General features: G+C 56.2%; 12 protein-coding genes. 6 read left to right on the top strand and 6 right to left on the bottom strand.

Going from position 1 to position 11,280, the window contains the following annotated elements:
- Positions 1-2 precede the first annotated feature (2 nt).
- Positions 3-1,673 (top strand): membrane protein insertase YidC, encoded by a 1,671-nt coding sequence (gene yidC, locus ACYQ47_RS21145; RefSeq protein ID WP_459906674.1) that lies wholly within the window; start codon positions 3-5, stop codon positions 1,671-1,673.
- Positions 1,674-1,767: 94 nt separating this feature from the next.
- Here yidC and ACYQ47_RS21150 read toward each other — a convergent pair whose 3' ends face one another.
- A complete protein-coding gene (locus tag ACYQ47_RS21150) occupies positions 1,768-2,184 on the bottom strand; it encodes a helix-turn-helix domain-containing protein (RefSeq protein WP_244826705.1) in 417 nt (138 codons plus the stop codon).
- 306 nt (positions 2,185-2,490) lie between these two features.
- Between ACYQ47_RS21150 and mnmE the strand changes: the two genes are divergently transcribed.
- Entirely contained in the window at positions 2,491-3,879 is a 1,389-nt protein-coding gene (gene mnmE, locus ACYQ47_RS21155) for a tRNA uridine-5-carboxymethylaminomethyl(34) synthesis GTPase MnmE (protein ID WP_459906676.1), read from the top strand.
- Between the two features lies 1 nt (position 3,880).
- Here mnmE and ACYQ47_RS21160 read toward each other — a convergent pair whose 3' ends face one another.
- Together ACYQ47_RS21160 and ACYQ47_RS21165 are read right to left on the bottom strand one after the other, a co-directional pair.
- The gene (locus tag ACYQ47_RS21160) at positions 3,881-4,357 is read right to left on the bottom strand and encodes an SgcJ/EcaC family oxidoreductase (protein WP_250462436.1); all 477 of its coding nucleotides are present in this window, start codon (positions 4,355-4,357) and stop codon (positions 3,881-3,883) included.
- Entirely contained in the window at positions 4,354-4,980 is a 627-nt protein-coding gene (locus ACYQ47_RS21165; protein WP_250491629.1) for a LysE family translocator, read from the bottom strand. The genes ACYQ47_RS21160 and ACYQ47_RS21165 overlap by 4 nt, the downstream gene beginning before the upstream one ends.
- Positions 4,981-5,382: 402 nt before the next feature.
- Here ACYQ47_RS21165 and sap1 point away from each other — a divergent pair, with 402 nt between their 5' ends.
- Positions 5,383-5,736, top strand: a complete 354-nt coding sequence (gene sap1, locus ACYQ47_RS21170; protein WP_459909257.1) for a surface attachment protein Sap1 — start codon at positions 5,383-5,385, stop codon at positions 5,734-5,736.
- A 4-nt stretch (positions 5,737-5,740) separates the two neighbouring features.
- Here sap1 and ACYQ47_RS21175 read toward each other — a convergent pair whose 3' ends face one another.
- Positions 5,741-5,980: a hypothetical protein gene (locus tag ACYQ47_RS21175; RefSeq protein ID WP_244826700.1), complete on the bottom strand. Its 240-nt coding sequence runs from the start codon at positions 5,978-5,980 to the stop codon at positions 5,741-5,743.
- Here ACYQ47_RS21175 and ACYQ47_RS21180 point away from each other — a divergent pair.
- From ACYQ47_RS21180 to ACYQ47_RS21190, 3 genes are all read left to right on the top strand, one after another.
- The gene (locus ACYQ47_RS21180) at positions 5,979-6,530 is read left to right on the top strand and encodes a YaeQ family protein (RefSeq protein ID WP_250462431.1); all 552 of its coding nucleotides are present in this window, start codon (positions 5,979-5,981) and stop codon (positions 6,528-6,530) included. The genes ACYQ47_RS21175 and ACYQ47_RS21180 overlap by 2 nt on opposite strands.
- 997 nt (positions 6,531-7,527) lie before the next feature.
- Positions 7,528-7,851, top strand: coding sequence for a site-specific integrase (locus ACYQ47_RS21185; RefSeq protein ID WP_459906680.1), 324 nt, complete (start codon positions 7,528-7,530; stop codon positions 7,849-7,851).
- Between the two features lie 520 nt (positions 7,852-8,371).
- Positions 8,372-9,628 carry an SAM-dependent methyltransferase gene (locus tag ACYQ47_RS21190; protein ID WP_459906682.1) on the top strand — a complete coding sequence of 419 codons (1,257 nt, stop codon included), beginning with the start codon at positions 8,372-8,374 and terminating at the stop codon, positions 9,626-9,628.
- Here the strand turns inward: ACYQ47_RS21190 and ACYQ47_RS21195 are convergent.
- Both ACYQ47_RS21195 and ACYQ47_RS21200 read right to left on the bottom strand, forming a co-directional pair.
- Complete coding sequence (locus ACYQ47_RS21195) at positions 9,611-10,639, bottom strand: hypothetical protein (RefSeq protein ID WP_459906684.1); 1,029 nt, start codon at positions 10,637-10,639, stop codon at positions 9,611-9,613. The genes ACYQ47_RS21190 and ACYQ47_RS21195 overlap by 18 nt on opposite strands.
- Positions 10,636-11,271 carry a hypothetical protein gene (locus ACYQ47_RS21200; RefSeq protein ID WP_459906686.1) on the bottom strand — a complete coding sequence of 212 codons (636 nt, stop codon included), beginning with the start codon at positions 11,269-11,271 and terminating at the stop codon, positions 10,636-10,638. Before ACYQ47_RS21200 ends, ACYQ47_RS21195 begins: the two co-directional genes overlap by 4 nt.
- Positions 11,272-11,280 lie beyond the last annotated feature (9 nt).

Consider the following 11,280-nt stretch of genomic DNA (forward strand, 5'->3'; position numbering starts at 1 on the left):
GCATGGATATCAAACGCACCGTCCTATGGGTCATCTTCTTCGTGTCAGTTGTCATGCTGTTCGACAACTGGCAGCGCGACCATGGGCGCCCGTCGATGTTCTTCCCGAGCGCGACGCAGCCGGCCAAGACCGCCAGCAACCCCGCACCGGGCACGGCCGCATCGGGCGCGCAGCCTTCCGAATTGCCCGACTCGCCGGCCGGTACCGCCGCGCCGGGTTCGGCGACGCCGCCCGCCACGGCGGCCGCGCAACTCGTCAAGTTCACGACGGACGTGTATTCCGGTGAGATCGACACGCGCGGCGGCACGCTTTCGAAACTCTCGCTCGTGAAGGAAGGCGACGGCAAGCAGCCCGACCTCTACATCACCCTCTTCGATCACACGCCGACCCACACGTATCTCGCGCGCACGGGCCTGCTCGGCGGCGACTTCCCGAACCACAACGACATCTTCACGGCGGTGCCGGGCCAGACGTCCTTGTCGGGCGACGCCAAAACGCTGACGCTCGCGTTCGAATCGCCGGTGAAGGGTGGCGTGAAGGTCGTAAAGACCTACACGTTCACGCGTGGCAGCTACGTGATCAACGTCGATACGAAAATCGAGAACGTCGGTAGCGCGCCGGTCACGCCGAAGCTCTACATGGAACTCGTGCGCGACAACACGCCGGTGGAGACGCCGCGCTTCTCGCATACGTTCATCGGGCCGGCGGTCTACACGGACCAGCATCACTTTCAGAAGATCGACTTCAGCGATATCGACAAGAACAAGGCTACGTTCGCGCCTTCCGCCGACAACGGCTGGATTGCGATGGTGCAGCATTACTTCGCGTCGGCGTGGATTCCGCAGCAGGGCGCGAAGCGTGACATCTATGTGCAGAAGATCGATCCGGATTTGTATCGCGTGGGTGTGCAGCAGGCCGTGCAGACCATTTCGCCGGGACAGACCGCGACCGTCGATGCGCGTCTTTTCGCGGGTCCCGAAGAAGAGCGCATGCTGGAAGGTATCGCGCCGGGGCTCGAGCTCGTGAAGGATTACGGCATGGTTACGATCATCGCCAAGCCGCTTTTCTGGCTGCTCGAAAAGATCCACAGCTATGTCGGCAACTGGGGCTGGGCAATCGTGCTGCTTACGCTGCTCATCAAGGCTGTGTTCTTCCCGCTGTCGGCGGCGAGCTATAAGTCGATGGCGCGCATGAAAGAAATCACGCCGCGCATGCAACAGATTCGCGAGCGCTTCAAGAGCGATCCGCAGAAGATGAACGCGTCGCTGATGGAGCTTTACAAGACCGAGAAGGTGAATCCATTCGGCGGCTGTCTGCCGGTCGTGGTGCAGATTCCGGTGTTTATCTCGCTGTACTGGGTGCTGCTGTCGTCGGTGGAAATGCGCGGTGCACCGTGGATCGGCTGGATTCACGATCTGTCGCAACAAGACCCGTACTTCATCTTGCCGGTGCTGATGGCTGTATCGATGTTCCTGCAGACCAAGCTGAACCCGACGCCGCCGGACCCGGTTCAAGCCAAGATGATGATGTTCATGCCGATCGCGTTTTCGGTCATGTTCTTCTTCTTCCCGGCGGGTCTCGTGCTGTATTACGTCGTGAATAACGTGCTGTCGATCGCGCAGCAGTATTACATCACGCGCATGATGGGACAGCGGAAGAAGAAGGCGGCTTGAGGTTTCTTTAGATTTGATGTGGAAGTGGATTTGAAAACGCCCGGCATGCCGGGCGTTTTTGTTTGCTGTCGATCTTAGTAGGTTCAGGTCAGCTTCACCGCTTCGCCGCCCCGTAAAACTGCTGCACAAGCTCCTCGACCAGATACCGATGATGCGGCGACAACGCCTCGATCTTCGACACAAGCTCGAGCGTTTCCCCGGACGCCGGGTATTGCTCATCCCGTACGAGCGGCTTTGGCGTCCCCTGAGCGATACCGCCCGGCGACGGTCCATAGTGCAGCCAGTGCAACTCCACTTTGAACCATTCGGCCAATACTTCCAGCTTGTCGATGGTCGGAATCGAACGCCCGGTGAGCCACTTGTGCGCCGTTTGAGGGGAAACCGCCTCGCCGTGGTAACGAAGACTGAATTTTTTGGCGAGATCGGTCGCGCCGCGCAACTTCTCAGGTGCGCGGGTCATCGAGAACTTAAGCCGCTCGGAGAAATCGGCTTTTTCTTGTGGTGTAGGCATAGTGCAATTGTGCGAGGCAACCGTTGCCTATGCGTCAACCAATCGCGTTAGAAGTGGCGGAAATATTCGTCGTTTTATCTTGCGTAAGCGTTACCTATCACTGCCAAAAGGCAATCTAAATTCGCTCTCAGACCTTCGTCAGTGCTGCCTAAGCCGCGAATTTGTTGTGGAAAATGGCGTGAGTCGCATGCGTTCGTGCGTATCTCAAATAAGATACGCCAAGATTTTTCCTAACGGGCGGGATGCCGGCAGCTAAGCGTCTCGGCGCGATACAATCCCCGCACCCGAAATCCCTGCTTTCCTCACATGCTCAGCAACGACTCCGATCCGATTGTCGCCATCGCCACCGCGCCCGGACGCGGCGGGATTGGCGTCGTGCGGCTGTCGTTCGGACGCGCGGGTGAGCGCGCCGCGCACCTCGCGATGTTCGCGCTGTGCGGCCAATCGTTGAACGCGCGCCACGCCAGCTACGTGCCGTTTCTCGACGGCAACGGCGAGGCAATCGATCGCGGCATCGCGCTCTACTTTCCCGCGCCGCACTCATACAGCGGCGAATATGTTCTTGAATTGCAGGGTCACGGCGGGCCGATCGTGCTTCAACTCGTGCTACAACGCGCGCTCGACGTCGGACGCGAGTTCGGCCTGAGACTTGCCGAGCCCGGTGAATTCACGCGACGCGCGTTTCTCAACGACAAGCTCGATCTCGCACAGGCCGAAGCCGTCGCCGATCTGATCGAGGCCAGCACGGAAGCCGCCGCGCGCTCCGCGGGCCGCTCGCTCGAAGGCGCGTTTTCGCGCGAAATCCACGCGCTCGTCGAAGACGTCATCAATTTGCGGATGCTGGTTGAAGCGACTCTGGACTTCCCCGAGGAAGAGATCGACTTCCTGGAAGCAGCGGACGCGCGCGGCAAGCTCGCACGCATTCGCGAGCGCTTGAACACCGTCCTCGCCGATGCCCGGCAGGGCGCCTTGCTGCGGGAAGGCTTATCAGTCGTGCTGGCCGGGCAGCCGAACGTGGGCAAATCGTCGCTGCTGAACGCGCTGGCCGGCGCGGAGCTCGCTATCGTCACGCCGATTGCCGGCACCACGCGTGACAAGGTCGCTCAGACCATTCAAGTGGAAGGCATACCGCTGCATATCATCGATACGGCGGGGCTGCGCGACACCGAAGACGAAGTCGAGCGAATTGGTATCGAGCGGACTTGGGGTGAGATCGAGCGCGCCGACGTCGTGTTGCATTTGCTCGACGCCCGAAACGGGATGACGAGCGAAGACGACGCGATTGCCGCGCGTTTCCCCGATGGCGTGCCGGTCGTGCGCGTGCTGAACAAAACGGACCTGGCGGGCGCACCAGCCGCAAGCCGCGACGCGGACGGCGACGCGCGCCAAGTGAATCTCTCGGCGAAAACGGGCGAAGGCATCGCGCTCTTGCGAGAAATGCTGCTCAAGGTTGCCGGATGGCAGGCAGGCGCGGAGAGCGTGTATTTGGCGCGCGAACGGCATCTCATCGCGTTGCGGGCGGCGCGCGAACATCTGGCGCTGGCGGCCGCCCACGCCGATCAGAACTCACAGGCGCTTGATTTATTCGCTGAAGAGCTGCGCCTCGCTCAAGAAAATCTCAATGCAATCACGGGTGAGTTCAGTTCCGATGATCTACTGGGCGTGATTTTCAGCCGGTTTTGCATCGGAAAGTAACTCAAGCGAGTTTCGGTTTCCCTATCTCCCGCAACTCGGCGCTCAGTTTGTCGCTTTCCTGCGGCCTTCCATGAAACGCGGCCGGCGTGTTCTGGAACAGCTCGATGCGATACGCCCCGTCGCACATCGACAGAACCATGGTCTGAATCGCGTTCAGACTCGGATCGAGCGCCGCCGTGCCGCGTGGCCACATCCCTGCAACCGCACGCAAAAGCAAAGTCTGCCCGCTCGCCATGCGTCTGACTTCCCGCACCTTGGCCACGAAGAGCGGCGTCGGATGCTGCGCGAAAATCGGTTGCAGATGCGCTTCGATGCACGCGCGGCCATCGATCGTGCTGCCGTCGAATCCGACCAGACTGCCGCGCTCGGCGAAACGCGCGGCCATTGCTGCCGCGTCTTGACGATTCCAGTCATCGAGCAAGCCGAAAAATACGCGGCGCGCGTTGGTCGCCCAATCAGCAAATGCGGTCTGAGTCATGTCGCCCTCTTCCATGCAGCCGCAAAGACGCCGGCGCCCATAAGCAGCGCGCCGCCGGTCCGATTCACCGTGCGCTGCACGGAGGGCTTGCGAATTGCCCGACGCGCGCCCGATGCGAGCAACGCGTAAAAGAACGCGTTAGCAGCCGCCAGCCCGACAAAGGTTGCCTCGAACAGCGCGATTTGCGAGACGCTCGCCGCGTGGGGATCGATGAACTGCGGCAGAAACGCGACGAAGAAGATGATGCTCTTCGGGTTGAGCGTGGTTACCGCGTAGGCGTGGGCCAGGATGCGGCCGGTGCGCAGATCGTCGCCGGCCTTGACTGCGTCCGTGTCGATCACCGGCGCGCGCCACAACTTGATGCCCAAGTAAAACAGATACGCCGCGCCCACCCACTTGACCACCATGAACAGTTCCGCCGATGCCGCCAGCAAAACGCCGAGACCGAGCATGGAAGCCGTCATCGACGTGAGGTCGCCGAGCGCCACGCCGAGCGTCGTCGCGAGCGCGTACTTGCGCCCGTGCCCGAGCGCGTAGGACACGACCAGCAATACGGTCGGGCCAGGGATTGCAACAAGAATGGCCGATGCGATAGCGAACGGCAGCCACTGAGCAAGCGTCATGGGATGTCTCCTGATTTCGTTGAGATCGATTTATCCATGAACAGCGGCGCGGCGCAATAGGCCGGAAGGCTAGCTAGACATCTCGGCGAAGAATCGATTGCTTGGAAGTTTGGAAAGCGCTCTTGGTCGGGTAATGCGGCGCACAAGAATCGTGTTGAGATAAATCGCTACCATTGGCAAGTAATAACCGCTTCAATCTCCTCCAAATAGAGGTTTTTAATGCCTTTCATATCATTACGCTGCGTTCTGACAAACTAACGCAAGCGTGCGACATTCCGGCTTGTTGCAATCGCACACAACTTGTGCTTGCAAACTTTCAAACGTCAATTAGCATGGCTTTTGCATTTTGCGGCTTTTAAATACATAGCTAATTTCGAGACGAATTCGTTTGGAGGCTACTCAATGAAGAAGCGCGCCAGTTTTCTCGTTGCGATGGTAGGGACGTTCGTCATCGTTTGCGCTGCGCAGGCGCAGGACAGCGCGGTTCAAGCCCAACAGACATTCACGTTTCGGCCTAACTCATATGGTTGCCTGTCCAAGGACAAATTCGATTCGGCCTATGAGCATGCGAAAGCTGGCGAGCATCAAAAGATGCAGCAATATTTCGAAGGCTTCGAATGCGTTTCGACGCCGGTCGATTCGCATTTTCGCGTATTGCGCGTAGTCGGACACGACATCGAATTCGTCAATGCGTCGAATAGCGATACGCAGGGAATGTGGACTGCCGACCGGTTTATCGAGCAGAAAGGGCTTTGAGTAATTACGAATGACGGTAGCCGACGCGCATCGAATGAATGCGCGTAGGTAAATCATTGCCGTTGAAAATGGTGCCATCTTCCGTGGCGGCGAACGCTCGCTGCGCGCATCTTATTCTTCCAATTTGTTCCTGAATCACCGCACAATGTCGGTCGCGTGAGCGTCGGCGTGCGGTGTCTTGGTATTTGTTCGCCGCCTCTTCTACTTTCCTTGCCGGTTTTCGACCGGCCTTTTGGTGTTGCATGGCCCTCAAATCGACAATCTACAAGGCGGACCTTCAGATCGCCGACATGGACCGCCACTACTACGGCGACCATTCCCTGACCATCGCGCGTCATCCTTCCGAGACCGACGAACGGATGATGGTGCGCGTCGCCGCTTTTGGCCTATTCGCGAGCGAACGACTGGAGTTTTGCAAAGGACTATCCGACACCGATGAACCCGATCTCTGGCAAAAGGACCTCACTGGTCAGATCGAGACGTGGATCGAGATCGGCCAGCCGGATGAGCGGCGTATCGCGAAAGCGAGCGGTCGCGCGGACCGCGTGGTGGTTATCGCGTATGCGGGCAGGACGAGCGATATCTGGTGGCAAGGTGTGAAGGGCAAGGTCGAGCGTCTACAGAACGTGACGGTGTGGTCGCTTGAGGAAGGCGTCGGCGAGGCGCTTGGCAAGCTGGCCGAACGGACGATGCGGCTGCAGATGACGGTGCAGGATGGTGAGGCGTCGTTGGGGAGCGCGACGGTGGATCCGGTGATGATTCGGAAGGGGGTGTTTAAGGGGGCGGCGGTTTGATATCGATGCGGGCGGGTTGAACGACGCGTAATGTACGTGTGGGATGTCGTCAATGCGAAAAAGCTCAGCCGAATGGCTGAGCTTTTTGATTTTTCGTGGTGAGGAGGGCTACACAAGTAATCGCCAGAGCCTTTTATTCATAGCCAACTCTCACCATAAAACGGGAGGGATGCCCCTATAAGTGCCCCCATTGATGAGCGTCTACTCAAAACTGCTCGCAGGGGTAGTTAGGCTCGCCCCGTCACTTACCTTCAGTCGATCAACTTGGTTCACCCACGTTCCAGGACCGCGACACATCCATCCAGCACCGCACAAGTCAGGCACTGAGCGCCTCTCCGGAGTGAGCATAGCTGTCGACGGAGCGCCTCTGAATCCGTGAGTTGGGCGTTCGAGTCACTCACGCCCCATCACATAATTAGCGATAGAAATCAACCATTTGCGAGCGACCGAATGCTTTTTTCGTCTGTGCCCAGTGCTCGGCGGCGTCAAAAACTGGCCTTTGCCGGAGGTCCCCCGACGAAAAATTCAGACCAAGGGTTTTCAATCTTCCGCACGCAGTCTGGATTGGCCTACGTCAGCCAGCGCGGCACTTATTGGCGCGCCGAGGTAAGCCGACGCGGTACAGGCCCGTCTATCGCTTGTCCGACACAAACAGCAAGCGCAGCAATGGGCTGGAACGTCGAGTCGGAGATGGATAGCGGATCATACATCGATCGCACCGGAGCCGAACGACCTACGCTCCTTGAGGCACTATAACGGTACCGTCGAGAAATCGTCTCGGAGAACCGCCGCCCCTATGAGGAAATCCGACGCATCCAACGCTGGATCGACAATCACCTGTCGCATCGAACTCTAGCCTCCTTGCGCGGCACGGGCTCTGCGAAGTATCGAGACGAACACAGGGCCGCCGGACGAGCAGAAAACACCATTCGACTCGAATTCCGACGAACAGCCATCTCTTCGAAATCGCCCGCAGGAATGGGGCTTAGAAGCGCAGATGAACCCCTCGAAGAACATTCGCAAACCGTCCGGCTGCGAGGCGAGGGATCGACGTCTGCACCCTAGAAAATCCGAAAAACTTCACGCGCTACTTTCGGCCAGCGGCAATCCGTGGGCCGCGCTTGCCTTTGAACTGGGAATCGAAACTCGTCTGCGAAAAGGCGCGCTATTCAATGTGCGATGGCAACAGCTCGATCTTGAGAATCGCCTCCTTCGCTTTCCGCCAGACGCCCGCGGCGCCAAGAATACGGCAGTGCCGGCAGTTCTGCGGCTGTCTTGTCGAGCCGTCACGGTATTTCGCCGCCTTGCGGCCGATTCGTAAGCTCCAGAGGAACGCACCAACCGCTCGCGACTCGGTCCTGCGGGCGTCATCCCTGAGAAGCTGTCAGGACGGGTATTCGGTATAAGTGTCAACGCTGTATTCTGCGTCTGGAAGCGAGCGCTCGAGAGCTCAAGAACGCATCCCTCGACGACCCGAGGCGGGTACTCTTCGGTGGCGTGACTTACGTCACGAGGCTGCAACTCGCTTCTTCGAAAAAGGCTTGCACCCGATGGCGGTCGCCTCCGTTACCCGTCACCGCAGCATGCAGATGCTGAAAAGGTACACCAATTTGAAAGCCTACAGTATGGTCGGTCGTTCGGGTCAGGAGCCTACCGCCGCGGCGCACGAACCATCGGCCGCCAATGCAAAGCCTACGAACCTACGTTACAACACAATTTATGCTCTCCCGGTTGGTCGGCAGAGTTGACATATCGCCTGCGTCAAATAAGATCGAATCCGTTAAAAATCACTCTACCTTGGGGGCACTTTGCTTGAGACCAATCCGCACCTCGACGCCTGGATGAGCGGCTGGTCAACGCCAGCGCCTAGCACATACCAACGCAGTGACCAGCTGGCATTTCAGCGTTGGTTCAGGTTCAAGGAGGCATTTTCTCCGAAACTTGTCCACGACGTAATCGGCACGTTACCGCAACCTCCAAAGAAAATTCTGGATTGCTGCGCCGGCTCGGGCACAACAGGTGTCGTCGCACAATTTCTCGGTATCGAACCCACGTTAATCGAGGTGAACCCTTTTCTCTCTGATGTCATCGAAGCGAAATTAAGCGACTACCGCGATGTCGATATCAGCTTTGAGGCCGGTGCGTTACTGGACCGCGCAAAATCAATAAAAGTTTCCATTGATGATGTTCGCTCTAGACTTCCCACGACATTTGTAGAGCCAGGAACGAAAGAACGCTGGCTATTCGATCGCGGAGCCGCAAAGGGAATAGAAAAAATCCGATTGTCCATTTTAGGATGTAGAAAACCAAAAGTATGCAGACTGTTCATGGTCGCGCTTGGATCGATCTTGATCGAAGCTAGTAATGTGCGCATTGATGGCAAGGGCCGTCGTTATCGGCAAGGATGGCAAAATCGCCACACAACTGAGAAAGACGTCTTTGCTCGATTTGTGCTGGCAGTTAGTAACATGATCGAGGACATATACCACCACGCTGGAATCCCTAGAAGTCCCTACACGCTTCTCCGAGGTGACGCAAGGAAACAGCTAAAGAATGCAACAGACTTGCACGATTTAGCCATTTTTTCGCCGCCCTACCCGAATTCATTTGATTATACCGACATATATAATATAGAGCTTTGGATGCTCGGCTATTTTAAAAGCGCGGCAGATAACCGCCAACTCCGATTGAACACATTGCGCTCGCATGTTCAAGTGAGCTGGGACTTCTCTCCGACCGCACACAATAGTCCAACTCTGAAAAGGACACTCACATCACTTGATTCAGAGCGAGCGAACCTGTGGGACAAGCGCTTGCCGGAAATGGTGGAAGCCTATTTCGAGGACATAAGCCTTCTCCTCTCGGGAATCAAGCCGGCTCTTTCACCGAGTGGAAAAATCGCCATCGTGGTTGGTGACTCCTCTTATGCGAATATTAAGATTGATTCCGCGAGCATCATCGGCGAATTAGCCGATCGTATCGGACTTTGCCTCGTAAAAAGTCAGTCAGTGCGGGTGATGCGCTCATCAATGCAGCAACCCGCTAAAGGAAATAAGACTTTAGACGAATGGCTGCTTCATCTACATCACCGGATCTAGCGCATCCCGAACATTCGAGGAGGAGTTCTGGACTGGATAATTTTTGAATGTGACACCATCGGTTCCGCATTCACTCCTTATTCCATCTAATAGCTCCTCTTTCTTATCTTTTCGCAAATCGTAGCTACATAGCAAGCGAATACATGCTCCGAGTTGGCTACCGTAGGTCCGCGCCTGTATCCGGCCACCCATCAAGTGTTGCTTCAGTACAGACTCGTGAATCTTCGACCCGGTGCTAGAAAAGCTCCTGAGCACTTTTAACTCCAACAACCCACGAGCAGGATCCTTTTCGTTCTTGCTAATCATAAAGAGATCAGTTCGACCGATCGGGATATTTGTCTCCGCCAGTGTTGTATAACCCGTGAACATTACCCGAAGTGCGACCAGCACATTTTCCTGCACGATTGATTCTGCCCTTTCCCTCGGAATAAATTTGCTTGCATCATCCCAGATTTGTCGCCTCATTTCCTGAGAATTAAGCTGTTCCGAAGCAAAAACGTCCAGAGCGTTCAGTAACGTTCCCGCGTCGAGGGTCGACTCGACGGTATCTAAATCAATTTCGATGGATGAATCAACATCATCAAGCAATCCGGCTCGGTAATACACCATATAACCAGGCTTCCGCCCCAAAATTACGGCGGGAAGAGGGCACACGTCCGAGTCAGAAACTATTGTTTGACAAGACGTCTGAAAATCATTGGCCGCTCCATATTTCCATCCATTCGAAGTCACAGCTCTACCTACAATATAGACTCCACTGGTCAACTTAGCTTCGTTCGCAATATTGAAAATACGATCACATGATCGCGAGTTACCCAAAATCGATGGACACTCTGAAAATACTAAGAGAACGGTTTCACCAGCTGATAAATTTGCCCCCCATCGACGAAAGGAATCAAGCCATCCCGGCTCCCAAGCCACGGGGTCATCATCGGAGATCAAACTATCTGCTTTATGCGCTGATCGCTTCAACGCTCCAGCATCAATTCCGCCGCTAAATTTTGGCCTCACGACGCCTCCGCCGATTGCATTGAAGAGGCGGACGCAAGGTAATCGGCGTAAAGATTAACTGCCATCGTCGTTGGCAACTGGTTTCGATCCCAGGTCTCGCTTTTAACCATCTCGATAGCATCGCTGGTGCTGTTCTCATCATCCCAAGCACCGAAGTCGACCACATCGCCCAGACCGTACCTACTATTGGCATAATTACCGTCATATGCCAAAAGATTTCTGTTTTCCATTGAACTAGGATGTCGCGAAAACGCTAGTGCAACACTGTGGAGAGCGCCAGCCACAATTTCAAATCGCGTCGATGCTCTTCGGCACTTAGCAATAACTTCCAGTCCATTCTCTGTGATAGAATAAGAAACAGACTTAATAGACGCACCGTTCAAAACTAAATTAGAAACGCGAACGAGCCCCATTCCAACAAGGCGATCTATATTCCAAACTAATTCAGGATAAAGAGGGCCCTCACGCTCTTTGAGCACGGTGTATGTCATCGGCTCCAAATCAAAGCACGGTGCGACGGCGTTCGCTAAATAAGCAAGGGCGTTGATTTCTCCGAGTGGCAGCGGTGCCAATCCAGCGGTCTCGATGCCTCTAAGCAGCGATAGAATCCAAAAGCGTTGATATTGCCTCATTATCTCCTC

Source organism: Caballeronia sp. HLA56, assembly GCF_054655155.1.

What these genes read in the sequence shown, in the direction of transcription:
- sap1 (WP_459909257.1), top strand. Translation starts at nt 5,383, where the DNA reads ATGAAGAAGCGCGCCAGTTTTCTCGTTGCGATGGTAGGGACGTTCGTC.
- mnmE (WP_459906676.1), top strand. Translation starts at nt 2,491, where the DNA reads ATGCTCAGCAACGACTCCGATCCGATTGTCGCCATCGCCACCGCGCCC.
- ACYQ47_RS21180 (WP_250462431.1), top strand. Translation starts at nt 5,979, where the DNA reads ATGGCCCTCAAATCGACAATCTACAAGGCGGACCTTCAGATCGCCGAC.
- ACYQ47_RS21200 (WP_459906686.1), bottom strand. Translation starts at nt 11,271, where the DNA reads ATGAGGCAATATCAACGCTTTTGGATTCTATCGCTGCTTAGAGGCATC.
- ACYQ47_RS21185 (WP_459906680.1), top strand. Translation starts at nt 7,528, where the DNA reads ATGAACCCCTCGAAGAACATTCGCAAACCGTCCGGCTGCGAGGCGAGG.
- ACYQ47_RS21175 (WP_244826700.1), bottom strand. Translation starts at nt 5,980, where the DNA reads ATGCAACACCAAAAGGCCGGTCGAAAACCGGCAAGGAAAGTAGAAGAG.
- ACYQ47_RS21165 (WP_250491629.1), bottom strand. Translation starts at nt 4,980, where the DNA reads ATGACGCTTGCTCAGTGGCTGCCGTTCGCTATCGCATCGGCCATTCTT.
- ACYQ47_RS21150 (WP_244826705.1), bottom strand. Translation starts at nt 2,184, where the DNA reads ATGCCTACACCACAAGAAAAAGCCGATTTCTCCGAGCGGCTTAAGTTC.
- yidC (WP_459906674.1), top strand. Translation starts at nt 3, where the DNA reads ATGGATATCAAACGCACCGTCCTATGGGTCATCTTCTTCGTGTCAGTT.
- ACYQ47_RS21190 (WP_459906682.1), top strand. Translation starts at nt 8,372, where the DNA reads ATGAGCGGCTGGTCAACGCCAGCGCCTAGCACATACCAACGCAGTGAC.
- ACYQ47_RS21160 (WP_250462436.1), bottom strand. Translation starts at nt 4,357, where the DNA reads ATGACTCAGACCGCATTTGCTGATTGGGCGACCAACGCGCGCCGCGTA.